Source organism: Candidatus Limnocylindrales bacterium (assembly GCA_035571835.1).
GTDB lineage: Bacteria > Desulfobacterota > Binatia > UBA1149 > CAITLU01 > DATNBU01.
The window spans coordinates 238524-263006 of the sequence record DATNBU010000039.1; the positions used below are offsets into that span (position 1 = coordinate 238524).

General features: G+C 66.9%; 19 protein-coding genes. 16 read left to right on the forward strand and 3 right to left on the reverse strand.

Annotated elements, in window-relative coordinates; all coding sequences use genetic code 11:
- The first annotated feature begins 165 nt into the window (after positions 1-165).
- Together VN634_18100 and VN634_18105 are read left to right on the forward strand one after the other, a co-directional pair.
- Positions 166-1641 (forward strand): aldehyde dehydrogenase family protein, encoded by a 1476-nt coding sequence (locus VN634_18100; GenBank protein ID HXC52803.1) that lies wholly within the window; start codon positions 166-168, stop codon positions 1639-1641.
- Positions 1642-1777: 136 nt separating this feature from the next.
- Positions 1778-2617, forward strand: coding sequence for a 5'-3' exonuclease H3TH domain-containing protein (locus VN634_18105; GenBank protein ID HXC52804.1), 840 nt, complete (start codon positions 1778-1780; stop codon positions 2615-2617).
- A 9-nt stretch (positions 2618-2626) separates the two neighbouring features.
- On the opposite strand, the gene VN634_18110 is transcribed toward VN634_18105, so the two are convergent.
- A complete protein-coding gene (locus VN634_18110; protein HXC52805.1) occupies positions 2627-4717 on the reverse strand; it encodes a hypothetical protein in 2091 nt (696 codons plus the stop codon).
- Positions 4718-4931: 214 nt separating this feature from the next.
- The gene (locus VN634_18115) at positions 4932-6479 is read right to left on the reverse strand and encodes an NAD(P)/FAD-dependent oxidoreductase (protein HXC52806.1); all 1548 of its coding nucleotides are present in this window, start codon (positions 6477-6479) and stop codon (positions 4932-4934) included.
- Positions 6480-6637: 158 nt separating this feature from the next.
- On the opposite strand from VN634_18115, the gene VN634_18120 reads away from it, so the two are divergent.
- Both VN634_18120 and VN634_18125 read left to right on the forward strand, forming a co-directional pair.
- Positions 6638-7270 carry a helix-turn-helix domain-containing protein gene (locus tag VN634_18120; GenBank protein ID HXC52807.1) on the forward strand — a complete coding sequence of 211 codons (633 nt, stop codon included), beginning with the start codon at positions 6638-6640 and terminating at the stop codon, positions 7268-7270.
- 114 nt (positions 7271-7384) lie between these two features.
- Positions 7385-8110, forward strand: a complete 726-nt coding sequence (locus tag VN634_18125) for a Coq4 family protein (GenBank protein HXC52808.1) — start codon at positions 7385-7387, stop codon at positions 8108-8110.
- A gap of 59 nt (positions 8111-8169) precedes the next feature.
- On the opposite strand, the gene VN634_18130 is transcribed toward VN634_18125, so the two are convergent.
- Positions 8170-9018, reverse strand: coding sequence for an adenylate/guanylate cyclase domain-containing protein (locus VN634_18130; GenBank protein ID HXC52809.1), 849 nt, complete (start codon positions 9016-9018; stop codon positions 8170-8172).
- A 164-nt stretch (positions 9019-9182) separates the two neighbouring features.
- On the opposite strand from VN634_18130, the gene VN634_18135 reads away from it, so the two are divergent.
- The 12 genes from VN634_18135 to VN634_18190 all read left to right on the forward strand — a co-directional run bounded on the left by VN634_18135 (position 9183) and on the right by VN634_18190 (position 24468).
- The gene (locus tag VN634_18135) at positions 9183-9650 is read left to right on the forward strand and encodes a nuclear transport factor 2 family protein (GenBank protein ID HXC52810.1); all 468 of its coding nucleotides are present in this window, start codon (positions 9183-9185) and stop codon (positions 9648-9650) included.
- 409 nt (positions 9651-10059) lie between these two features.
- Positions 10060-11784 carry a DUF4215 domain-containing protein gene (locus VN634_18140; protein HXC52811.1) on the forward strand — a complete coding sequence of 575 codons (1725 nt, stop codon included), beginning with the start codon at positions 10060-10062 and terminating at the stop codon, positions 11782-11784.
- Between the two features lie 186 nt (positions 11785-11970).
- Positions 11971-13248 carry a cytochrome P450 gene (locus VN634_18145; protein ID HXC52812.1) on the forward strand — a complete coding sequence of 426 codons (1278 nt, stop codon included), beginning with the start codon at positions 11971-11973 and terminating at the stop codon, positions 13246-13248.
- A gap of 241 nt (positions 13249-13489) precedes the next feature.
- Positions 13490-15130: a TolC family protein gene (locus VN634_18150; GenBank protein HXC52813.1), complete on the forward strand. Its 1641-nt coding sequence runs from the start codon at positions 13490-13492 to the stop codon at positions 15128-15130.
- Complete coding sequence (locus VN634_18155; GenBank protein HXC52814.1) at positions 15127-16143, forward strand: HlyD family efflux transporter periplasmic adaptor subunit; 1017 nt, start codon at positions 15127-15129, stop codon at positions 16141-16143. The genes VN634_18150 and VN634_18155 overlap by 4 nt, the downstream gene beginning before the upstream one ends.
- 37 nt (positions 16144-16180) lie before the next feature.
- Positions 16181-17155, forward strand: coding sequence for an ABC transporter ATP-binding protein (locus VN634_18160; protein ID HXC52815.1), 975 nt, complete (start codon positions 16181-16183; stop codon positions 17153-17155).
- Entirely contained in the window at positions 17152-18237 is a 1086-nt protein-coding gene (locus tag VN634_18165) for an ABC transporter ATP-binding protein (protein ID HXC52816.1), read from the forward strand. The genes VN634_18160 and VN634_18165 overlap by 4 nt, the downstream gene beginning before the upstream one ends.
- Positions 18234-19406, forward strand: a complete 1173-nt coding sequence (locus VN634_18170; GenBank protein HXC52817.1) for an ABC transporter permease — start codon at positions 18234-18236, stop codon at positions 19404-19406. Before VN634_18165 ends, VN634_18170 begins: the two co-directional genes overlap by 4 nt.
- Positions 19403-20554, forward strand: coding sequence for an ABC transporter permease (locus VN634_18175; protein HXC52818.1), 1152 nt, complete (start codon positions 19403-19405; stop codon positions 20552-20554). Before VN634_18170 ends, VN634_18175 begins: the two co-directional genes overlap by 4 nt.
- A 46-nt stretch (positions 20555-20600) precedes the next feature.
- On the forward strand, positions 20601-20996 hold the full coding sequence (locus tag VN634_18180) for a hypothetical protein (GenBank protein ID HXC52819.1): 396 nt from the start codon (positions 20601-20603) through the stop codon (positions 20994-20996).
- Entirely contained in the window at positions 20993-22960 is a 1968-nt protein-coding gene (locus tag VN634_18185) for a DUF3604 domain-containing protein (protein HXC52820.1), read from the forward strand. Before VN634_18180 ends, VN634_18185 begins: the two co-directional genes overlap by 4 nt.
- Before the next feature lie 65 nt (positions 22961-23025).
- On the forward strand, positions 23026-24468 hold the full coding sequence (locus VN634_18190) for an amino acid permease (GenBank protein HXC52821.1): 1443 nt from the start codon (positions 23026-23028) through the stop codon (positions 24466-24468).
- The last annotated feature ends 15 nt before the right edge of the window (positions 24469-24483 follow it).

A 24483-nucleotide genomic window follows, 5' to 3' on the forward strand; every position in this document is an offset into this window, starting at 1 on the left:
CATGGCCGGAATCGACGTGACGCTGTCCCGGACTGCGGTGCTCGTCGTCGGCCCGAACGATGGACCCGTCGCGGTGCCTCTGACAACCTCCTGCGTCCGGCGGCGATCCGGCCGCCACAGAAATTGCCGGTCCGAAAGAATCGGCTGCAAACGGGAGAGACCACCATGAGCACCGCTGCCAAAGAAACCGACGCGACTTCGAACCAGGTCAGGGAATGCCTCGACTTCTACATCGACGGCAAATGGGTAGCGCCCGCGACGCCGAATCGTTTCGAAGTGCTGAACCCGGCCACCGAGGAAGTCATCGGCCACATCAGTCTCGGCAGCAAGGCCGACGTCGACAAGGCCGTGGCCGCCGCGAAGAAAGCATTCGAGACGTTCTCGCGCACCACGCGCGAGGAGCGGGTCGCGCTGCTCGAGCGCGTCCTCGGATCGTACGCGGCGCATCTCGACGAGCTGGCCGAGACGATCTCCGCAGAAATGGGCGCGCCGATGTGGCTCGCCAAAGCCGCGCAGGCACCGTCGGGCATGGCCCACATCGCCAACACGCTCGAGACCCTCAAGAGCTACGAGTTCGAGACCAGCAAGGGCAAGACCCGCATCGTGCGTGAGCCGGTGGGAGTTTGCGGGCTGATCACGCCGTGGAACTGGCCCGTCAACCAGATCATGTGCAAGGTCGCACCGGCACTCGCCGCCGGCTGCACGATGGTGCTCAAGCCGAGCGAGATCGCCCCGCTCAACGCCATCATCATTGCAAAAATCCTCGACGAGGCCGGAGTGCCGCCGGGCGTGTTCAACCTCGTCAACGGCGACGGTCCGACGGTGGGTACCGCGCTTTCGTCGCATCCCGATATCGACATGATGTCGTTCACCGGCTCGACGCGCGCGGGCATCCAGGTTGCGAAGAACGCGGCCGACACCGTCAAGCGCGTTGCGCAGGAGCTCGGCGGCAAGTCCGCGAACATCGTGCTCGAGGATGCGGATCTGAAGGCGGCCGTGACCAACGGCGTACGCTCGTGCTTCATGAACAGCGGCCAGTCGTGCAATGCGCCGACGCGCATGCTGGTGCCGGCGTCGAAACACGCCGAGGCGGTCGCGATCGCGCGCGAAGCCGCCGCATCCGTGCAGGCTGCCGACCCGACCACTGCTGCTCCGGGAGCGATCGGCCCGGTCGTCAGCCGCCAGCAGTGGACGAAGATCCAGGGCCTGATCAAGGCCGGCATCGACGAAGGCGCAGAGCTCGTCGCCGGGGGACTCGGACTGCCCGAAGGCATCGAGCGCGGCTGCTACGTGCGTCCGACGGTCTTTGCCGGCGTGAAGAACGACATGACGATCGCGCGCGAGGAGGTCTTCGGACCCGTGCTGGCGATCCTTCCGTACAAGGATGAGGAAGAAGCGATCCGCATCGCCAACGATACTGTCTACGGGCTGTCGGGCTACGTGCAGTCGGGAAGCGCCGAGCACGGCTACCAGGTCGCATCGCGGCTTCGCACCGGCAACGTGCACGTCAACGGCGCCGGTCCCGACTTCAACGCACCGTTCGGCGGCTACAAGCAGTCGGGCAACGGCCGTGAATGGGGCGAGTTCGGCTTCGAGGAGTTCCTCGAGGTCAAGGCCGTGATGGGAGCGCCCGCGGCCTAGCTCTCGCAACCGGATGTTTCGCCCGGCGCGGCCCTGCTGCGCCGGGCGTTTTTTTGCCGCAGCTGAAGCCGGGAGGCTGAAGTTTCACTACTGAAGCCGAGAGGCTGAAGCTCCGAAGCCGAGGCGCGAAGCTCCGATGGTCATCGATCTCGTCGACGGAACCTACGAGCTTTTCCGGCAGTTCTACGGGCTGCGCCGATTTACCAAAGACAAGGACCGGCCTTACGGCGGCGTGCTCGGCGTCGTTCGCTCGGTGCTTGCGATGCTCGACGCCGGCGCGACGCACATCGGCGTTGCGACCGACCATGTCATCGAATCGTTCCGCAACGAGCTATGGGCCGAGTACAAGACCGGCGACGGCATCGACCCCGCTCTGCTCGCGCAGTTTCATCCGCTCGAAGATGCGCTCGGCGCCATGGGCATCGCGGTCTGGGCGATGATCGAGCTCGAAGCCGACGATGCGCTCGCATCGGCCGCGCACCTGGCCGCGGCCGACGCGCGAGTCGAGCGCGTCAGCATCTGGACTCCCGACAAGGATCTCGCCCAATGCGTAGAGGGCGACCGCGTCGTGCAGGTCGACAGCAAGACGAAACAGGTGCGCAATGCCGAAGAGGTCGAGAAGAAATTCGGCGTAGCGCCGGCGCTGATCGCCGACTACCTCGCGCTCGTCGGCGATGCCGCCGACGGCTATCCGGGGCTTCCCGGCATCGGCGCCAAAACGGCCGCGCGCCTTCTCCGCAGTTATGGCCCGCTCGAGAAGTTTCCGGCGGAAGTGCTCGGCGCCGGCCGCGAGAACGCGCTGCTTTTCAAGCGGCTCGCGACACTGCGAACCGATGCGCCGCTGTTCTCGAGCGTCGACGAGATCGAATGGCGCGGGCCCGGGCCTTCGTTTGCCGAGTGGGCCGAACGCATCGGCGACAAGCGCCTTCCCGAGCGCTGCGACGAGATCCTCGCCAGAAGAGCCGCGGTCCGATAGAGGCGTCCGTTACGGGCAGCCGCCGACGCCGGGAATGTACTGCTCCCCGGGGTCGCTCGCACAGAAGTACTCGAGCGTTGCCTGCCGCACGAGACGCGCCGGGCCCGGAAGCCCGATCGACGTGTTCTTGCCCGCGCCGCTCGTCGGCGGAACGCAGAACGTCGCACCGGTGACCGGCTCGTTGGGATCGACTTCGCCGGTGGCGACGATCGGATCCGGGAAGCACGCACGGCGCTCGGACAGTGAGCAGGTCCCTGCGTTGAATCCGATCGAGCCCGCGATGCAGTCGACGTTGGTTACGCACGCGACGATTCCACTGCCGTCCGCATCGCGCACGCCATCGCAGAACCTGTCGTCGGGACCGGTCGCGCAGTGTCCGCCGCCGTCGCCGTCGGCGGCGCACTGACCATCCGTGCATCCATTGGGCGAAGGAAAGATTCCGATCCCGGCCGACGAGCACGTCGCCGGATCGCACGTCCCGAAGTCGGCGGCCTGGCAGTCGGCGTTCGTCGTGCACGTCCTCGTGAAATTGCCCGAGCAGCGCGTGTTGCCGAACGTCGTGCAGGTTCCGATGTTCAGATCCTGGCAATCGGCATTGTTGTCGCAGCCGATTTGATTCCAGCCCGAGCAGTTGAGCACTCCCGAGCAATCCCCGTCGGTGTTGCACGCGACGGCGGAACCTCCACTGCACATCAGGCACGGGCAGTTGCCGCCGGACGGAAGACTCGGATTGCACGGCACGACGGCCGCGAGCGACGACGACGCGGTGGTCTCGACGTCGCGGACCGACAGTCCGCTTCCGGTAAAGTTGAGATCCGCGTCGGGGCTGCAGTCGAGGCTGTATCCTCCGCCGCCGCCGGCGCCGCCGGGGCGCGCCGGGAACGAAGCATTGGTGGCTTCGACGTCGCAGCTCTGGCGGTCGTTCGGACCGCCGATGCAGACGCCGCCGCGAACGCCGTCGCGCGCCACCGGATCGAGCTCGCAGAAATCACCCGCCGTGCAGTCGGCGTTGGCAGAGCATTGCGTCTGATGGTTGGCATGGCACGTGCCGCCGCACACCGGGCACGGCGACAGCAGGCTGAGCCCGCTGTAGGCGACCAGCTCGAGGTTCTTGGTGATCTCTGCGGCGCCGGTGTCGACGTTGATCGTGCCGGTCACGTCGCTCGCAAAGCGCGGCAGCAGGCAGAACGGGAACTCGACCGATGCGACCGGCTGCGGCGGCGAGTCGTAGCACTCGCACGTCGACGCGCCGGTGCAGCTTCCGATGCAGTCGTTGTCGCTGCCGCAGGTCTTTCCGTCGCCGTTTCCACAGCGCGGCGTGGCGTCGCACGTCTTGCGTCCGGTCGGGCAGTCGCTGTTGGTCGAACAGACGATCTGCGGATCGAACGCGCAGTGCGCGTTGCACGGCCCGCCGGTGCATTCTGCGTTGTTCGCACAGCTCGAGCCCGGAAACGCACCGCCCGCGCACGCACGGCACTGCGCCGCATCCGGCGACAGAGGGTCACTGCAATGCACGCGGATGTCGTTGCCGCAACGGCAGTTGCCCGCCGCTGCGTCGATTCCGTCGATCGAGCAGACTCCGCACGCTCCGCCGGCAAGCTCGCAGTCGAGGCTCAGGCGCAGCACGGCGCCTTCGTCGAGGTCGATCTCGTGGGCGTTGCCGGTCCAGCCGAGATCGAGCTCGCTCTCGGTGCGGCAGCGTCCGCTCGTGCAGATGCCGGCCGCGCAGTCGGTATTTGCGGTGCAACTGCCCGCGGTGCCGGCGTTCGTCGTCCAGTCGACGGCGCCCGGACACGAGTTGATCTCCGACAGCGTCGTCGTGGTCGTGCTCTCGCATGCCGGGCAATCGAGCGTGACTTCGATTCCCACGGCGGCCTTGAGGCACAGCAGCGCGTCGCTCGAAAGGATCGAGCCGCTGTCGTTGACGTCGCAGATGCAGAGCGCGCAGTCGCGAATGTCGACCGCCGTCTGAAGAATGAACAGGCAGTCCGATGTCTTCGGGCCCGTGGTGTTGACCGGAAGGCTGCAGCCGGCCGCTGCATCGGCGCGCTGCGGCGCAAGTGCAACGGCCATGAAGACCGTCACGAGCGCGCCCGCCACAAGCGCGCCACGTCCAGGAACGATGCGGCGCGCAATGGCTCGGCGAGCGTAAGGGAGAATGCTGCTGGTCGGCGCACTTATCGGCATTGGCGATTAGTAGCGCCACATCCGCGCGCGAAACAATAGGAGACAGGCGAATCCGCCCTCTCCGCATCGCGAAGAGTGCGACTGTGCAACTGATCGAGGGGGAGAACCCACCCCTTGGCGGATGATCTCAGGCGGCCTTTGCGTGCGAGCGCAAAGCAACCGCCGGCCTGGATTCGGCCGATGGCTCGTGCCGGAGCTCGAGGACGCCGTCTTCGAGCTTTCCGAAACGGATCGTCGCGAGGTCGCGCGCGTAGTTCTGGTGCAGACGCCACGGAGCGCGCTTTCCCTGCCTCGGGAACTTGTCCATTGCGCGCACCACGTATCCGGACGTGAAATCGAGCCACGGCAAGGTTTCCTGCTGCGGGTCGTCGATGCGCGGCGTCGCCGCTGCGTAGCCGAACTGGTCCATGTGCCGGAGCAGCCGGCAGACGTACTCGCACGTCAGGTCGCACTTGAGAGTCCACGATGCGTTCGTGTAGCCGAACGCCGACGCCATGTTCGGGACGTCGCTGTACATCATGCCTTTGTACGAAAGCGTCTTGCTGAAATCGACGTCCTTGCCGTCGACCGCCACCGTCATTCCGCCGAGCAGCTCGAGGACGAGGCCGGTGGCCGTGACGACGATGTCGGCTTCGACCTCCTGGCCGCTGGTCAGCCGGATTCCGGTCGGCGTGAACGTGTCGATGTGACCGGTGACGACCGACGCGCGGCCGCTGCGGATCGAATCGAACAGGTCGTTGTCGGGAACCAGGCACAGGCGCTGGTCCCACGGGTTGTAGCTCGGGGTGAAATGGGTCGCGACGTCGTAATCCGGACCCAGGCTCTCGCGGACGCGCGCAATCAGGCCTTCCTTGACGCGCGCCGGGCTGCGGCGCGCCCAGTTGAAGAAGAACAACTGGAGCAGGACGTTCTTCCAGCGCGTGAGCGCATACGCGAGCTCGAGCGGCACGTGCGCGCGAAGCCAGTTGGCAATGGCGTCTTCGCCGGGCCGCGACACGACGTACGTCGGCGATCGCTGCAGCATGGTTACGTGCGCGGCGTCCTTCGCCATCGCCGGTACCAGCGTAACCGCGGTCGCACCGCTGCCGATCACGACGACGCGCTTGCCGGCGTAATCGAGATCGGCGGGCCACTGCTGCGGATGCACGAGCGTGCCGCCGAACGTGTCGAGACCGGGAAAGTCCGGCGTGTAGCCGGCCGAATAGCGGTAGTAGCCGGAGCACATGAACAGGAATCGCGCACGCAGCGTGACCGTGCGGCCTTCGTGCTCGGCCGCGACGCTCCACAGCGACGTTTCACTCGACCATTCGGCGCGCACGACGCGGTGGTGGAAACGGATGTGGCGGTCGATGCCGTTCTCTTCCGCGGTCTCGCGTACGTACTGGAGAATCGAGCTGCCGTCGGCGATCGCCTTCGCGTTCTCCCACGGCTTGAACGCATAGCCGAGCGTGTACATGTCGCTGTCGGAGCGGATGCCCGGATAGCGGAACAGGTCCCACGTTCCGCCGATCGCGCCGCGCGCTTCGAGGATTGCATACGAGTGATCCGGACAGCGGGCCTGCAGATGGTAGGCCGCGCCGATGCCGGAAAGGCCGGCGCCGACAATGAGAACGTCGAGAACCTCGGAGGCATCGGATGGTGTCAGCGAGTGCATGGACGCGGTGGGCCGGGCCATCGGGGACCTCCAGGTCGGCTCGCGAGCCGGAGAGCTGCGCGCGCGGGATTGGAACGCTTGCGCCAGCGTGCCATCCCATTTACATAGCGTGATTATGTATATGCGTGCCCGCGGCGTGTCAACGACTTTTCTGCCCGCAGCGGCGGAGCTCGGGTAACGTGCCGAGACGCAGCGCTGCCGACGCTGCCCGCACCCGCCTCGACATCCTGCGGGTGGCACGAAAGCTGTTCTCCGAACAGGGGTACGCCGCCACCACCACATCCGAGATCGCGGAGGCCGCGGGCGTCACGGTCGGTGCGCTGTTTCACCACTTCGACGGCAAGCTCGGGCTTTTCCGCAGTGTGTTCGAAAGCCTCGAGGTCGAGATGGACTCGTACGTGCGCGAAACTGCCGGCCCTCCGACCGGCGGGCTCGAAACGTTTCTCACAGGCTTCCGCGCATACCTGGAATTCGCAAAACGCCGCGATTTTCACCGCATCGTAATGCTCGAAGGCCCGGTCGTGCTCGGCGAAGCCGAGTGGCACGCGATCGACGTTCGCCAGGGCGCCACCACGCTGATGGAAGGTCTGCAGCTTCTCGTCGCGGAGGGAATCATCGAAGACCGCCCGCTGCGCCCCCTCGCCCTGCTTCTGCTCGGCGCGATGAGCGAAGCGGGATTCACGGTCGCGCGCGGAGGGTCGCGCAAGGATCTCGATGCGCTCGTCGACGCCATGCGCTATCTGCTCACGTCGCATCTGAAGAAAAACAATCGACCAGTGGGCCCAGCCACACGTGTTCGACGCACACGCTAGGATTCGATTGACAGGCTGCGCCCGGGTCTATACATAGCCGCACTATGTAAATGCCCGCGTACGTTGCGGGCTGGGTGCGGAAAGGTCCCGCACAACGTCCAGAGGAAGATTGCCATGAAACAGCGCGGCGTCGTCTCCCGTCCCATCGAACCCCTGACCGCACTGCGTGCGATCCGCACACTGCTCGCGAATCCCGAGGAAACCGCGCTCGTGTTCCGCATCATCCGCGCGCTTTCCGGGCAGAGCTTCGAGCGCCTGTACCAGCGCATCCTCGCCGACCCGACCGGTTCGGTCATTCTGAACGAGCGCCGCAACATTCTCCCGGTCCTGCAGGATCGCGATCGCCTGCGCGATCTCGCGCCAGGAACTCTCGGCCGCGAGTACGCACGCTTCTGCGACACCGAAGGCCTCACCGCCGACGGCCTGGTCGAAGCCAGCGTCGAGGAGGAAGACGATTCCGTGTTCCTCGACGAGCGCGCGAGGGTCCTCAGCATGCGGCTGCGCGACACGCACGACCTCTGGCACGTCGTGACCGGCTATCAGCGTGATCTTTTCGGCGAAGGCGCGCTGCTCGCGTTCTCTTACGCGCAGACCGGAAACCCGGGCATCGCGTTCATCGTGGTGATGGCGGCGATCCGCCGCTGGCGCGAAGGCCATTCCGACGCCGTGCGCCTGAGCTGGCAGGCATGGCGCCGCGGGCGCCGTGCCGCGTCGTTCGTCGCCGCCGACTGGGAAGCGATGCTCGCGCTTCCGCTCGCGGAGGTCCGCCGGCGTCTGTGCATCGACGAGCCGAAGGAATACACGCCGCTGTTTTCGGCCGCCGCAGCCGCGGCGCGCTGAAAACGTCGCATCGCTGAAACGTCGGCGGCGCATCGCTGACCCGTCCACGTCGGAGCGCGTCAGCGGCGAATGAAAAGCGTGCGCTTCCCGCGCAGCCCCTTGAGCTCGTGCTCCCCATGAATATCGAACTGTAGGCCGGAGCCTTCGAGCAGATCGTGCGTGGTCGCCGAGATCAGCACTTCTCCGGCGCCTGCCATCGACGCGACCCTGGCCGCCGTGTGCACCGCAACGCCGCGTGCCTGGCCGCCGACGATCTCGACTTCGCCGGTGTGAATCCCGATGCGAAGCTCGAGCCCGAGCTCGCGAACCGCGCTGTCCATGGACGCCGCCGCGCGCACGGCGCGAGCCGGCCCGTCGAACAGCGCAAGGAACCCGTCGCCGAGCGTGGCCATCTCGCGACCTCGAAACTGGTCGATGGCGGCCCGCACCGTGATGTTGTGCTTTTCCAGCAGCTCGGCCCACGCACGGTCTCCCAGGCGCTCGAGGATCGACGTGGAGTCGACGATGTCGCTGAACAGGATGGTCGCGAGCGTGCGTTCGCCGAGCTCTTCCGGTGACGCGCCGTAGGTCCGCCCGCTCGTGAATTCGATCGAGTCCCACGGCTCGCTGCCTTCCACCCACGCATCGTGCCCGGGCGGAATCTCGTAGGCATCGCCCGGCCCGATGACCATCTCGGTTCCGTCGTCCTGGAGCACGTGAAGCGAGCCGGAGATCGTGTAGCCGAGATGCCGATGCTGGCACGAGCGGGTTCCGGTGATCGGGCCCACGTCCGTCGACCAGCGCCAGCCGGGCTGGAACAGGAACCGGCAGACGGCAACCTCGCCAAGCTGGACGACGTCGACCTTGCCGTTGGGAAACGTGCGCTCCTGATCGGGCTGGCTGAAACCTTTGCGTTGCAGGAACGGCATCGGGCCGGAATCATCCGACAGTACGCACCTGCGTGCAAGATGACGGCCGACGGCTGCGTGCGCGTCGGCGACAGGAAAACCGCGACTGCCTTGCCGTCATCCGGGCAGTCCACTACGTTCGGCGCCGCACCCTGCTCATCGGCCGGAAGTCACTGGAGGACACCATGCGTGCATCGATCTGGATGTTGTTGGCAACCATGCTCCTGGTCACCGTGAACGTGGCCCCGGCGCTCGCGTCCGACAAGGAAGACGCAATGGTGCCGGTGCGCCGCTTCATCGACAGCATGAACAAGAACGACGCGAGGGGCGCGACGGCGGCGTACGCGCCGCAAGCCAGCATCACCGACGAGTTCCCGCCTTACCACTGGATCGGCAATTCCGCGTTCGCCGACTGGGTCCGCGATTTCGAAATCGACGCGACCAAGAACGAGGTCACGAATCCGCGGGTCACGCTGCAGAATCCGCGCCACGTCGACGTCGTCGGCGATCGCGCGTACATCGTCGTTCCCGCTGCGCTCTCCTTCAAGCAGCACGGCAAGCCGAAGACCGAGAAGGGCGCGGTGATGACGTTCGCGCTGCAGAAGTATCCTGACGGGTGGCTGATCGCCGGCTGGACCTGGACCAAGCACTGACTGCGGCACGACGCCCGCACCGCGTTCGATCTCAATCCGTTCTGCTCGCCTCCCCCGTTGCAGGCACGCAACGTATTCTCGCCGCGCCGCGTACGAGGCGCTACTTCTGATTCAGACCCGGATTCGCACTCTTGCGGATTTCCGTAACGCGAAACGCCGGTGCACCCCGCCACTGCGTGATCACGCGGCGCAGACGCCACTCGTGAACGACTTCACGACCATTAGGCTGCCCCCTTTGCGCCGCAGTTCCTGCGCTTTTACTCCTCGGCATGCGCCGACACGGCATGGCGCCGGGCGAATGCACGCCGGGCGGACGTTCGCGGCAGTCGTGCGGTATTGACGGACGGTGACTTGCGCGCAAGCGTCATGACATCCGGTGTTCCGCGCTTCGCGCAAGGAGACTACCCCTATGTTTGCCAGATCACTGATGCTTCTGCTCTCTGCGATCCTGTTCTGGCCCGTGGCACCGGCCGCGGCGGCCTGGAACAACTGCGGCAACGGCGTCGTGAACCGCGACGAGGAGTGTGACGACGCAAACACCTCCTCCGCCGACGGCTGTACGACGATCTGCCATATCTCCGAAGGCTGGACGTGCACGGGAAGCCCGTCGGTCTGTACCCACACCGGGCTTGAGTGCGGCAACGGCGTCGTCGACAGCGGCGAAGAATGCGACGACGCCAACATGGACTCCGGCGACGGGTGCCAGAGCGACTGTACGGTCCAATCGGGATGGGAGTGCACCGGCACCGCACCGTCGGTGTGCGCTCCGACCGAGACGGAGATCAATTGTGGCAACGGCATCGTCGACAGCGGCGAGGACTGCGACGGCGGCGCGTGCTGCATCGACTGTACGTTCGCGACCAGCACGACGACGTGCCGCGCGTCGGCAGGCGCGTGCGACATCGCCGAGGTCTGCAGCGGCTCGAGCAGCTCGTGTCCTTCGGACGCCCACAGCACGAACATGTGTCGCGCGTCGACGGGTGCCTGCGATCCGGCCGAGTTCTGCAGCAGCGCGTCGACCGGTTGCCCCGCCGACAGCGTCCGGCCGAGCACGTTCGTCTGTCGCGCATCGGCAGGAAGCTGCGACGTTGCCGAGAGATGCGACGGTTCCACGGCCGCGTGTCCTGTGGACACCGTCAGCCCGAGCACCACGGTCTGCCGCCCGGCGGTTTCGACGTCGTGCGACGTGGCCGAAACCTGCAACGGCGCTTCGGGTGCCTGCCCGGCCGACGTACTGCTCGGATGCCCGGACACGGACGGAACCGATTGCGTGCACCCGGCCTGCGACGTCTCCGGCCAGTGCACGACGCGCGACGATTGCCAGGAGATCTGCCGGCCGTCGAATTTCTGGGCGCGTCGCTCGAGCGTCGCGAACGACGGCGACAGCCTGATCCAGACCATTCTCGACCAGGCCGGATCGCTGTCGGTGTGCGGCCAGACGATCGACTCGGCAACCGGCACCGGCGACCTCGATTCCGCGCTGGAAGCGCTGTGCGTCCAGACGCGAGGCGTAGACCAGCGTGACCTGTTCAAACAGCTCGTGACGACCGCGTTCAACTGCGAGATCAGCGAGGGCGGAACCTGCGACCAGATCCTCAGCCGATTCGCCGACGTCTCGTTCACCGCCTGCAGCGCGCTCTGCGCCGGGACTCCCGTTCCGGGCGGTCCGACCGTCGACGAATGCATCGACCAGCTCTCCTGTTTCAACAGCGGCGGGCAGGTGGTCGACGGCCAATGCGCGTTCGGAACGTGCGAGGATGACCCGACGCAGTTCTGCGGCGGTGACTTCGGTTCGTGCTCGGGCACGGGAAGCGGCGACGACGGAGATGACGACGACGGCGGCGCGGATCTGCGTGCCGGCGCCGCCGGCGGACTCGCGCTCGGCCACGGAAAACATCACGCGAACGGTCTCAACGGAAACAACGGAAGCAACGGCGAGAACGGCGGCGGCGGCGATGAGGGTGACGTCGACGACGGCTGCGAGCCGTTCGAAGGCAATTGTGCCGATGCACGGCTGTGTACGACGACGAATTCGGATGCGGACGTCCAGATCTGTCCGCACCGAACGCGGCCGTCCAATCACCTCTGCCAGCAGGCCAGAAAGAATACCTGCACGATCGACAGCTGCGACTAGCTGCGCTCGAGCGGTCGGGCCGCTCGAACGGATCCGGCGGAGCCCCTCGTGGGCTCCGCCGGATGTCGATTTTCCTGCCCTCCCCTCCCGCCATCGTCACCGTCCGGATTCGTTGCCCGAGCAGTCGAGCCGCGTGCATCGACGCAAAGCTTACGCAACACTCGCGGGCCCAGAAGGAGACCTGCGATGCAACCTCGACAAGTCCTGTCCGTCGACGAAATCGATCTTTCCGCAATCCCTTTCTGGGAGCGTCCGCTCGAAGAACGCGAAGGCGCGTTCAAGACGCTTCGTGACGAGCGGCCGGTGGCGTTCTGCCGGGAGCCCGACGTACCGGGTCTCATCACGGGGCCCGGCTACTGGTCGCTGACGCGCCATGCCGACATCCTGCACGTCAGTCACAATCCCGAAGTGTTCTCGTCGGCGCACGGCGGCGTCAACATCATCGATCAGCCGCCCGACTTCGGAGAGTTCTTCGGCTCGATGATCGTGATGGACGATCCTCGCCATGCGCGCCTGCGGCGCATCGTCTCGCGCGGATTCACACCGGGAATGCTCCGCAAGGTCGAGGCCAACGTGGAGCGCGCCGCGGAGAAAATCATCGACGACGTCATCGAGCGCGGCACCTGCGACTTCGTCACCGATATCGCTGCGGCGCTCCCGCTCAAGATTATCTGCGACATGATGGGCATCGCCGAGTCCGACTACCGGTTCGTGTTCGATCGCACCAACATCATCCTCGGCGCCGGCGATCCCGAATACGTCTCCGATCCGCTGTCGGTCATCCCTGCGCTGCTTCAGGCGGGCCAGGATCTTTCGATGCTTGCGCAGGATCTGGCACGCATCCGGCGCGACAATCCGACCGACGACCTCACGTCGGCCATGGTTCACGCGGAAGTGGACGGCGAGCGGCTCACCGATGCCGAGGTCGGTTCGTTCTTCGTGCTGCTGGTCGCGGCCGGAAACGAAACCACGCGCAATGCGATCAGCCACGGCATGAAGGCACTGTCGGATTATCCCGAACAGAAGCGGCTGTGGATGGCCGATTTCGACCGCATTGCCCCGCTGGCCGTCGAAGAGATCGTGCGCTGGGCATCGCCGGTCATTCATTTCCGCCGCACGGCCATGCGCGACACGGAGATCTCCGGCCAGAAGATCGCCGAAGGCGAGAAGGTCGTCATGTGGTACAACTCGGCCAATCGCGACGAGAGCGTGTTTCCGGACCCGTACGAATTCCGCGTTACGCGGTCGCCGAACGAGCACGTCGGATTCGGCGGGCCCGGGCCGCACTTCTGCATGGGTGCGCATCTCGCCCGCCGCGAAATCACGGTGATGTTCCGCCAGTTGTTCCGCCGCGTACCGGATCTCGAAATCAGCGCGCCGCCGTCGCGGCTGCTGTCGTTCTTCATCCACGGCATCAAGCGCATGCCGTGCGAGTTCACGCCGGGCGGGGCCGAAGCCGCCTGAGCAATCCGGCAAGGCACGGCTTCGGGTAAACCCGTGCCTCGGCCATGGATCTCCCGGCCGTTGCGGATGGCGGCAAAGTGACCCGGAGCACGTCCGATGCGCACCCGGAGGCTTCGCGCACCGAGGCCGGTCGCGGCCCGATGATTCCAGGACATTGCAGAGTCGTCTCGCGCAGATAGCTTCGTTCGACTCCACCGGATGAATGCGGAAAATCCCGCGCGTCGAAAAAGGGGGCTCCCGGATGAAGCGCGGTAAAACTGGACGGAGGGCGGCAGCAGCCATCTGCGCGATTGCTGCATGCGCTGCCGCCGGCTGCACCGCGCTCGGACCGGCTGGCCGCGGAGGCTGGACGCCGGAGCGACGCGCCAGCGAGCTCGAACAGGCCAGCGCGATCACGGCCGGTCCATCGCCGGCGCCGCTCGCCCGGTCGCTTCCGGAAACACCGTTCGTCCCCTCGGCTCCGGCCGCTCCTCGGAAGCTCGATCTCGACGCGGCGCTCGCGCTCGCCCATCGCCACAACCGCAGCATCGGCATCTCGGATGCGAGCGTCGACATCGCGGCCGGCAACGTCGCCGTTGCGCGGGCTGCGCTGCTGCCGACCGCGAGCGTGCACGGATCGTACAACTGGTTCAGCGACGAGCAGTCGAATACCGTCGACTTTGGCGGGCAGACCAACTCCATCGTGATTCGCGAGCAGGATTTCGCATCGGTCAACGCGGCGGCACGCCTTGCCATCGACCTGAGCGGCGAGCTCCGCCACGGCCTCTACTCGGCGCAGGCCTCCTTCCGCGCCGAGCGGGCGCGCGCGTGGGCCACGCGGCTCCAGGAAGAAAGCTCGGTGGCCGCAGCTTACTTCGGGCTGCTCGAAGCCGAGCGGCTCCGCGACGTCGAGCTCCAGACCGTTGCGCTCCACGAGCGCCAGTTCGCGGACGCATCGAACCGCTTCGAACAGGGGCGGCTCACGCGCAACGGCGTGCTCGTCGTCCAGGTCGCGCTCATCGATGCCAGACAGCTCGTAGTACGGCTCGACAACTCGGTGGCCGCGGCACGGCGCTCCCTGAACAGCGTCACGGGGCTCGAGATCGGCGCGCCGACCGCAGTCGTCGACGTGTCGCGCCCGCCCGGTCTTCCTCCGCTCGACGAAGCCGTCGCCGCGGTGACCAGGCACAATCCCCTCGTCACGTCGATGCTCGAAGAGGTGCAGTCCGCCGACGAACGGCTTACGGCCGCGCGGCGCGCGCGCTTCCCGCGCTTCCAGGCTTCCGGCGGGTATGACGCGACGACGCAGGATACGATCACGCCGAACAACTACGGATCGTTAGGAATCGGCGTGGACGTGGACCTGTACAGTTTCGCACGCGAAGGCGACATCGCGCGGCTCGAAGCCACGGTGACGCGCAGCCGCCTTCTGCTCGACCGTACTCGCCGCGATGTCGAAACCATGGTGCGTGATGCACACGACCGCGTGCGCGAGCGCGTGCAGGCCATCGACGCCGCCACGGCCGCCGTCAGCCAGGCCGAAGAGAATCTTCGCATCCGTCAGGTCCAGTTCGACGAAGGCCGCGCCACCAGCGAAGATCTTCTCGATGCGGCCCAGCTCCTCACGCGCCAGCGCGCAGCGCTCGCATCCGCAATCTACGAATCCCACGTCAGCCGCGCCCAGCTCCAGCAGCTGATGGGTGAGCCGCTGACCAGCGAATATCTGACCAGTGAGCCGCCTGCCGGCGAACATCCGATCAGTGAGCCGCTTGCCGGCGAACATTCGATCAGTCAGCCGCTTGCCGGCGAACATCCGATGCATGAGCCGCTTGCCGGCGAACATCCGATCAGTCAGCCGCCTGCCGCCCACCGTCCCGCGACTGCAAAGGGAGAAGCCCGATGAAGCGTCTGTTGTCCCTCGTCGCGGTCGCCGCGCTCATCGTGATCGGGTTCGTGGTCTTCCATCACAGCGGTGAACACGACGGGCGCTACACCGGTTTCGTCGAGGGCGAAGAACGCCTGCTGCGAAGCGAGGTCAGCGGACGCGTGCTCGACGTGAACTTCCGCGAAGGCGACCCCGTGCCGGCATCGGCCGTCGTTGCCCGCATCGACGATGCCGATATCGCCGCGCGCGCGCAGTCGGCCAGGCAGCAGGTCGACGTGCTGTCGCGCCAGATCGAGCAGGCGGTCATCGAAGCCGATCTTCGCGAGGCGAGCTGGAAACAGGACCTTCGTACGCGCGAGAGCGAAGCCGAGCAGGCGCGCGCGGACGTCGAGCTTGCCGCGCGCACCGCCCAGCGTGAGGAAGGCCTCGCCAGAAGCGGCGCGACGACGAAGCAAATGCTCGACGACACCCGCAACCGCCTGTCGACTGCGAAGACCTCAGCCGAGCGCGCCGCCAACGTCCTCGAACGAACCCGCGCCGAAGAGGCGACGATTGCCGCCGCCCGTGCACACGTCGAAGTGCTGCGCGGCCAGAAGGCGCTGGCCGCGAGCCAGCTCGCGGAGCTCGAGGTCACGCACGCGAAGTTCCAGATCCGCTCGCCGAATGTCCCAACCATCGCGCAGACGCAGCTGCTGTGGCCGGGCGAGCTTGCGCAGCCGGGTACGCCGGTGTTTTCGGTTCTCGATCCGCGCGACAAGTATGTGCAGATCTACGTCCCGGTCCCGGACCTGGACCGCGTCAAGGTCGGAACGAAAATGGACATCGAGCTCGATTCGAACCCGGGCAAACGCTGGCCGGGCGAAGTCACGTTCATTGCCGAGCGCGCCAATTTCACGCCCGAGAAGATCGAGACGCGCAGCGATCGCGTGGGCCAGGTCTATCGGGTCAAGGTCCGCATCCTCGAAGGCGTCGAGAACTTCACCGTCGGCAGCGAGAGCGACGTCTACATTTCCACGGAGGCGCCGCGGTGAGATCCGCCCACGTCTGCATCTCCAGCGAGGCGCAGCGGTGACATCCGCCGACGCGCCGTCGATTCGCTTTCGCGGCCTGCGCAAGCGTTTCGGTACGCGCGAGGCGCTCGGCGGCATCGACCTCGACGTGCGCGGAGCACAGATGGTCGGGGTCGTCGGCCCGGACGGCGCAGGCAAGACCACGCTGCTCCGCGTGCTCGCGGGCCTGCTGGAGATCGAAGCCGACGAGGCCACCGTGCTCGGCTTCGACCTGCGCGAGGACGTGCGCGACTACAAACGCCACATCGGTTACGTGCCGCAGAGCTTCAGCCTGTATCGCGACCTCAGCATCGACGAGAACCTGTCGTTCACCGCGCGGCTGCACCGCATACCGGCGGACGAGTTCGAGCGCAGGCGCCGCGAGCTGCTCGAGCGCACGTCCCTCACACCGTTCTCCTCGCGCCTTGCCGGCGCGCTATCGGGCGGAATGAAGCAGAAGCTCGCCGTCGCCAACGCGCTGCTGCCGCAGCCGGACCTGCTCGTGCTCGACGAGCCGACCGCCGGAGTCGACGTCGTCGCGCGGCGCGAGATCTTCGACATCCTGAAGGAGCTCGAACGCAGCGTGCTCGTGGTCGTCTCGACGAGCTATCTCGAAGAGGCTGCGCTCTGCGACCGGCTCATCTATCTCCGCCTCGGCCAGGTGGTCGCGCAGGGCAGCCCGCACGAGCTCGAAGCCGCCACCGGCACCGATCCGTATCGCGCGTGGACCGAATACGGCGATGCCGTTCGCGCTGCGGCCGCGAACCTGGCGTGGGTCGACAGCGCGCGCGACTGCGGGCGCTTCGTTCGCATCGAGGTGCTGCGCGACCGCTCGCCGGCGCCCGAGCTCGTCTGCCGCGAGCTGCTCGCGCTGCGGCCGAACGGCGCGGCCGTGCCGGCTTCGGCGAAGCGGCTGGTCGCGCTGGCCGAACGCGCACCGGCCGATCTCGAGTCGACGCTGCTCGCGCTCGCCCGGCGCGCAGGTGTCCGATGAGCGCGACCGCTGCCAGCGGGCCGGCGCCCGCATCGGCGCGCAGTATCGCCGCCGGCAAAACCGGCGTCGCCGGCCCGATCGACAACAACGGCGACATCGTGATCGAAACTCTGGGCCTCACGCGCAAGTTCGGCGACTTCACGGCGGTCGACGACATCGCGATCCGCGTCGAGCGAGGAACCATCTTCGCGTTCCTCGGCGCCAACGGTTCCGGAAAGACGACGACGATCCGCATGCTGATCGGACTTCTCACGCCGACTTCCGGCAGCATCACCGTTGCAGGCGTCGACGTAATCGCGCGGCCTCGCCGTGTGCGCGAAGCGATCGGCTACATGGGCCAGAAAGTCAGCCTGTACCGCGGGCTGTCGCTGCACGAGAACGTGCAGTTCTACGGCGGGCTGCACGGCATCACCGGCAAGGACCTCGAACAGAAATGGGGCGCGCTGCGCGAGCGCTTCGCGCTCGGCGAAGAGGAGAAGCACCTGACCGACGACCTTCCGGGCGGAATCCGGCAGCGCGCCGGTCTTGCGCTCGCGATGCTGCATTCGCCGGCGGTGCTGTTTCTCGACGAGCCGACGGCCGGCGTCGACGTCGGCAGCCGCACGCTGTTCTGGGAGCTCATCCGCGAGCAGCGGCGCGCCGGCGTGACGATCTTCGTGACGACGCACTTCCTCGACGAAGTCGACTACTGCGACCGGATCTCGTTCATCGACGCCGGACGCATCGTCGTGAACTCGACGCCCGAAGGCCTGCGCGAGCGCTGGTCGGAGGGGTACGGGGCATTCTGTCCGGTCGCCGCGGATCGCACCGAGGCAGCGGCCCGCGAGCTCGAAGCCGCCGGCTGGCAGACAACCACGGCCGACGGAGGCCTTCGGCTTCACGCGCAGGTCGCGACGACCGCGATGCTCGAGGCGATCACGCGCGCGGCTGCGCCCGGCGACGCGCACCGGATCCAGGTCGTGCAGCCGTCGATGTCCGAAGTCTTCCGGCGGCTGATCGAGCACGGCGCGTCCGTCAAGCAGAACGGAGCGACGAACGGCGTGCAGGCGGGCCCGCTTCCAGCGCGGGGGAGCCTGCAGTGAAGTCCGCCTTCAGCATCACGAGGCTGAAGACCCGCGGGCGCCGGCTGCGCACGCTGATGCTTCGCGAAGTGCGTGCGACGCTGCGCGATCCGTTCACGATGTTCGTGATGATCACGGTGCCGCTCGGCTCCCTGCTCGCGTTCGGGTTCATCGTCTCGACCGAAGTGCATTTCATCCGCCTCGGCATCCTCGACAGCGCGAACAGTGCGCTCACCCGCCGCATCGTCGGCGACCTGACCGCGAAGGATACGTTCGACGCGACGATCTTCCGCACGCGCGACGAGATCGACGACGCGATGACCGGCGGTCACATCGGCGCCGCCGTCATCATCCCGGCCGACTTCGAGCGCGCGCGCCTGCGCCGCGCGGACGGCGGCGAACCCGCCGAGATCCAGGTCTTCTACGACGGCGCCGAGCCGGTGCTGGCGGGCAACGCCGAGGCTTCGCTGCGCGGCATTCTCGAGTCCGCTCTTGCCGACGCCGGGCCCGACGTGCACTCGACGATCCAGCCGACTCCGCTCCGGACGAGCGGCGTGCACGCTACGGTGCGCGCCGTCTACAACCCGACGCTCGATGGCCGTCCGTACATGGTCGCCGGCACGTTCGGCTTCGTGCTGACGTTCCTGACGACGCTGATCACGGCCATCTCGATCGTCAACGAGCGCCTGACCGGCACCTACGAGCAGCTGCAGCTCACGCCGGCGACGCCGCTCGAGATCCTTCTCGGCAAGATGGTACCGCTCGGCGCGGTGTTCTCGTTCGACCTGGTGCTGATGATGGTCGTCGCCGGCTTCTTCCTCGGGACGTGGCCGCAGGGAAACCCGGTGCTGTTCTGGGCGATCGCGTCGTTCTACGTCGCCACGTCGCTGTCGCTCGGCCTGATCTTTTCGGCCACGTCGGCAACCGCCGCCGAGGCTGTGCAGAAGACGGTGCTGTCGAGCATCCCGCTGATCCAGCTGAGCGGATTCATCTATCCGGTTCGGAGCATGCCGGCGCCGGTGCGTGTGCTCGCCGAGCTGATCCCGGCGACGCACTTCATCGAGGTCAGCCGCGCGATCTATCTTCGCGGCGAAGGCTTCGTCGAGCTGTGGCCGCAGCTCGCGATCATCTTCGCGATGGGCGTTGCGCTGATGGCGTGGGCGCTGCGGACGCTGGAGGCGCGGTCGTGAACGAGCGCGTCATTTCATTCTGCCGCAACGTACTGGCGGTCGCCTACAAGGAAAGCATGCTGCTGCGCCGCAGCCCGCTGCTAATCGGCGCCGTGGTCGCACAACCGCTGATCTTCCTGTGGCTGTTCGGGTTCGTGCTTTCGAGCAAGCCGGCCAACGTTCCGTGGGCAGTGCTCGACCAGAGCCACAGCGAGCTGTCGCGGCGCATCGTCTCGGAGATCCAGGCGAGCGGATACTTCCTGCCGAGGCGCGACGTCGAAAGTTACGACGAAGGCATCGCCGGGCTGCGCACCGGAGACGTGCTCGCGCTCGTGGTGCTCCCGGTGGACCTTTCGCGCGACGCGACGCGCGGAGCGCCGGAAGTGCAGGTGCTCGTCGACGGCGCCGACCCGATCAGCGCGGCGCGCGTCGGCGGGTACATCCGCGCGATTGCTGCAGCCGTCGAAACGACACCCGCATCGGCAGCGGGGCGGTTGCCGGCCGCCGGTATGCGGGGGCCCGGTCCGGCCGTCGAGCTTCGCCAGAGATTCTGGTTCAACCCGACGCTGGCCGACAAGGATTTCCTGCTCGTCAGCCTGGCCGGCATGCTGCTGACCAACTTCTGCCTGTCGATCGCGAGCATGGGGCTCGTGGCCGAGCGCGAGGAAGGAACGTACGAGCAGACGCTCGCGCTGCCGGTTTCGGTGGTCGAGCTGGTGCTCGGGAAACTCGTCCCTGACGTCGTGCTCTGTTACGTGCTGCTGTTCATCTCGATCGTCGGGCCCGGTCTCGGATTCGGGCTCTGGCCGGCCGGCAGCATCCCGGCGCTCATGGTGCTGACGCTGCCGTTCGTGCTGGCAACGCTCGCCGTGGGCGTCTTCATCTCGACGATGGCCAGGACGGTGGCGCAGGGTGTGTTCATCTCGGTCTTCGCGATCATGCCGTCGTTCGTGCTGTCGGGAGTGATGATGCCGTACGAGCTGATGCCCACGGTGCCGCGCTGGATCGGAGCCATGGCCCCGCTGCGCTGGTACCAGATCGGACTGCGCCGCATCTACGCGCGCGGCGGCGGGCTCGACGACGTCGTCGTTCCGATGCTGGCCGTCACGCTGAGCTTCGCCGTGCTGCTCGCGATGATCCGCATCCGAACCAAGCCGCGGCTGGACTGACCCGCACTTGCCTCCACCGCACGCCGGCCGAAAAATCGCTTTCCCGATGATCCCGAGTCCCCCGTACCTGCTGCTGTGGTTCACGCTCGTGATGTGCGTGCCGCTGCCGTTCTTCCTCGTCGAGATCGGGCAGCAGCCGCTCGCCGGGCTCCTGCAGATTTTCGGCGTGACCTTGACGCTGATCGCCACCGAGGGAAGCTCGGGCGCCGTGACGATCGCAGCGTGGATGCTCGGCGTACAGCTTCTGCTCGGCGCCGCCCTGCTGACACTCGCGACGTCCGTCATCATGCGCATGCTGCGCCGCGGCCTCGGCGAAAATGCGACCCTTGGTACGTATGCACTGGTCGCGGTGATCGTGGCCGTCGCCGTCACGCAGCCGATCTATCGCACGCCGTTTCGCGCAGCCGGCCTGCACGCGACACTGGGCCAGGTCTTCGAGTGAGTCGCAGCGCGAGGCGCGCGACATGGCCGGCGCTCGCGCTGGCGGCGGCTTCGTTTGCCGTCGCGCCGGCGGCGTATGCACGCGACGCCGTCCCGAAGATGCATCCGGTCGTGCCTGTCGTGCCGGCCGCCCCCGCCGTGCCTGTCGTGCCCGCCACGCCGATTCCGCCGCATCGCTGCGCGTCATACACAGCGACGAAGCGGCCGCTGTTCGGCGATCTTCACGTGCATACCGGGCTGTCGTTCGACGCCAACTCGCTCGGCACCCGCAACATGCCGATCGACGCGTATCATTTTGCGCAGGGCGAAGAGATCGGCCTGCAGCCGTACAGCGTCGACGGCAAGCCCGGGCGTCACGTACGCCTCGAGCGGCCGCTCGACTTCGCCGCGGTCACCGACCACTCCGAGCTGCTCGGCGAGCTCTACATGTGCAAGACGCCGACCGCGCCCGGCTACAGCTCGTTCGTCTGCACGATGCAGCGGCGCTGGCCGCTGCTCGCGTACATCTTCGTGAGCAGCCGCATGCTGAACAGCGATACCCCCGTACGCTACAGCTTCTGTGGAGCGGGCGGCAAGAACTGCCTCAAGGCCGCCGAAGGTCCGTGGAAAGTGATCCGCGACGCCGCCGAGGAAGCCTACGACCGCACCGACGCGTGCTCCTTCACGTCGTTCGTTGCGTACGAGTGGAGCGGCGGGCCGGGCGGCAACATGACCCATCGCAACGTGATCTTCGCCGACGAGAAAGCGCCGGACCTGCCGGTGAGCTTCATCGAGGAAGGCACCGGCGAAGGCCTGTGGAAACATCTCGAGAGCGATTGCGCGAAAAGCGGCTGCCGGTTCCTGACGATCCCGCACAACACCAACCTCAGCAACGGCTCGCTGTTCGCCACCGAGACCAAAAGCGTGGAGGACGCACGGCGCAGGCGCGAGTTCGAGCCGCTGCTCGAGATCATCCAGCACAAGGGCGACTCGGAGTGCCGCGGCGGCTCGCCGGACGAGTACTGCAACTTCGAAAAGCTCCCGTTCAGCCGCATGCAGGAGCAGCCGTTCACGTTCCAGTGGAAGCAGCCCGGACCGCTCAGCTTCGCGCGGGAAATTCTCGCCGAAGGTCTCGCGCGCGAGCAGAAGCTCGGCCTCAATCCGTTCCGTCTCGGCATGATCGGCGCCACCGACACGCATCTTGCGGCCGCAGGCGACGTTGCCGAGAAGGATTACCCCGGTCATGGAGCCGGCGTCGGTACGGCGGGCACGGAGGCGCCGAGTGTTCCCGACTCGCTGTGGTTCAATCCCGGAGGTCTGGCCGGCGTGTGGGCCGAGGAGAACTCGCGCGAATCGATCTGGGCTGCGCTCCAGCGCCGCGAGGTCTTCGCGACCACCGGCCCGAGGATCCTCGTGCGCTTCTTCGGAGGTTTCTCGTATCCGTCGAATCTGTGCGACAGCGAGCACTACGCCGAAGACGGCTACGCCGGCGGCGTGCCGATGGGTGGAGAGCTCGCCGCGCCGGCCGACAAGGAAGCCCGTCCGGTCTTTTCGATCTCGGCGCTTCAGGACGCGGGAACGGCGAAAAGCCCGGGCACGCCGCTCGACATCGTGCAGATCGTCAAGATCTGGCTCGAAGGCGGCACGGTCCACCAGAAGATCTTCGACGTCGCACGCAGCAGCGAAGGCGACGACCTCGACCCGCTGATCTGCAACGCACCGAAGAGCGGCAGCTCGAGCCTCTGCGCAACGTGGACCGACAAGGACTACGATGCCAAGCTCTCGACCATCTACTACGCACGCGTGATCGAGAAGCCGAGCTGCCGCTGGACCGGATTCCTGTGCGCGAATGTCCATGCCGACTGCCGGCAGGGCGCGTCGATCCCGGGCGGCTTCGAGTTCTGCTGCGACCGCAACATTGCCAAGGTCACGCGCGAGCGCGCCGTCACGTCGCCGATCTGGATTCCGGCCGCGCGCGAAGGCTGAGCTGGCCGGCGCCGTCGTGTGCGCCGGAGGCTTTGGTCGCGCCGGTCGCCGTGCTATCCGGCGCTGTGCCGAGCCAGCTCTTCGCCCGCAAATCCGTCGAGCTTTTGCATTCCGAGCTTGCCGGGGCCGAACGCCTGCACCGCGTCCTCGGTCCGTGGGCGCTTACCGCCATGGGTATCGGCGCGATCATCGGCGCCGGCATCTTCGTGCTGACCGGACTGGCCGCGCACGACTACGCCGGCCCGTCGCTGATGCTTTCGTTCGTGCTCGCCGCCACCGGGTGCGCCCTCGCCGGCCTGTGCTACGCCGAGTTCGCATCGATGATCCCCGTCGCAGGCAGCGCGTACACATACGCGTACGCGACGCTCGGCGAGCTGTTCGCGTGGATCATCGGCTGGGACCTCGTGCTCGAGTATGCGATCGCATCGTGCGCCGTCGCGCACGGCTGGTCTCACTATTTCCAGGCCCTCCTCGCGCTCTACGGCGTGCATCTGCCGGCATGGCTCGCCACCGATCCGTTCTCGGCGTCGGCGGAGGTCCTTGCCGCCGCGCCGCATTTTGCCGGCATGCCGATCGCGTTCGATGCATCGGCGCTGTCGATCGCGCTGCTGCTCACCGTCGTGCTCGTCGTCGGCATCCGCGAGAGCGCCGGTCTCAACGTCCTCATCGTCGTTCTCAAGCTCGCCGTCGTGCTGTTCGTGATTGTCATGGGCATTCCGCACGTCGATCCGGCCAACTGGAAGCCGTTCTTCCCGTTCGGGCTGGCCGGAACGTTCTCGGGCGCGTCCTACGTGTTCTTCGCGTACATCGGCTTCGACTCGATCAGCACGCACGCCGAAGAGGCGAAAAATCCTGCGCGGGACGTCCCGATCGCGATCCTCTCGTCGCTCGGGCTGTGCACGGTCCTGTACATTGCGGTCGCAGCGGTGCTGACCGGGATGGTCCACTACAGCGACATCAACATCGATGCACCGATCGTCGCCGCGTTCTCGGAGAAGGGGCTCGCGTTCGCGAGCGTCGTGATCTCGATCGGCGCCGTTGCCGGAATCACCAGCGTGCTGCTCGTAATGATGCTCAGCCAGGCGCGCGTGCTGCTGGCCATGGCGCGCGACGGGCTGATTCCGTTCTCGCTGTTCGGCGCCGTGCATCCGCGCTTCCGGACGCCGCACCGCTCGACGATCCTGACCGGCATTCTGGTCGGAACCATTGCCGCGCTCGTCCCGCTGCGCATCATCGCCGAGCTCGTGAACATCGGAACGCTGTTCGCGTTCGTCATCGTCTGCATCGCGGTGCTGCTGATGCGGCGCACGCGCCCGGACGTCACGCGGCCGTTCCGCACGCCGCTGGTTCCGTTCGTGCCGATTGCAGGGATCATCGCGAACATCGTGCTGATGCTGTCGCTCGGCTGGCACAACTGGCTGCGACTTTTCGTCTGGATGGCGATCGGGCTCGTGATCTACGCGCTGTACGGATACCGGCACAGCAAGCTGGCGCACGGTCGGGACTGAGGGGCGCCGCGAGTA

What these genes read in the sequence shown, in the direction of transcription:
- VN634_18100 (HXC52803.1), top strand. Translation starts at nt 166, where the DNA reads ATGAGCACCGCTGCCAAAGAAACCGACGCGACTTCGAACCAGGTCAGG.
- VN634_18115 (HXC52806.1), bottom strand. Translation starts at nt 6,479, where the DNA reads ATGGCCCGGCCCACCGCGTCCATGCACTCGCTGACACCATCCGATGCC.
- VN634_18155 (HXC52814.1), top strand. Translation starts at nt 15,127, where the DNA reads ATGAAGCGTCTGTTGTCCCTCGTCGCGGTCGCCGCGCTCATCGTGATC.
- VN634_18180 (HXC52819.1), top strand. Translation starts at nt 20,601, where the DNA reads ATGATCCCGAGTCCCCCGTACCTGCTGCTGTGGTTCACGCTCGTGATG.
- VN634_18140 (HXC52811.1), top strand. Translation starts at nt 10,060, where the DNA reads ATGTTTGCCAGATCACTGATGCTTCTGCTCTCTGCGATCCTGTTCTGG.
- VN634_18130 (HXC52809.1), bottom strand. Translation starts at nt 9,018, where the DNA reads ATGCCGTTCCTGCAACGCAAAGGTTTCAGCCAGCCCGATCAGGAGCGC.
- VN634_18105 (HXC52804.1), top strand. Translation starts at nt 1,778, where the DNA reads ATGGTCATCGATCTCGTCGACGGAACCTACGAGCTTTTCCGGCAGTTC.
- VN634_18125 (HXC52808.1), top strand. Translation starts at nt 7,385, where the DNA reads ATGAAACAGCGCGGCGTCGTCTCCCGTCCCATCGAACCCCTGACCGCA.
- VN634_18165 (HXC52816.1), top strand. Translation starts at nt 17,152, where the DNA reads ATGAGCGCGACCGCTGCCAGCGGGCCGGCGCCCGCATCGGCGCGCAGT.
- VN634_18145 (HXC52812.1), top strand. Translation starts at nt 11,971, where the DNA reads ATGCAACCTCGACAAGTCCTGTCCGTCGACGAAATCGATCTTTCCGCA.
- VN634_18150 (HXC52813.1), top strand. Translation starts at nt 13,490, where the DNA reads ATGAAGCGCGGTAAAACTGGACGGAGGGCGGCAGCAGCCATCTGCGCG.
- VN634_18135 (HXC52810.1), top strand. Translation starts at nt 9,183, where the DNA reads ATGCGTGCATCGATCTGGATGTTGTTGGCAACCATGCTCCTGGTCACC.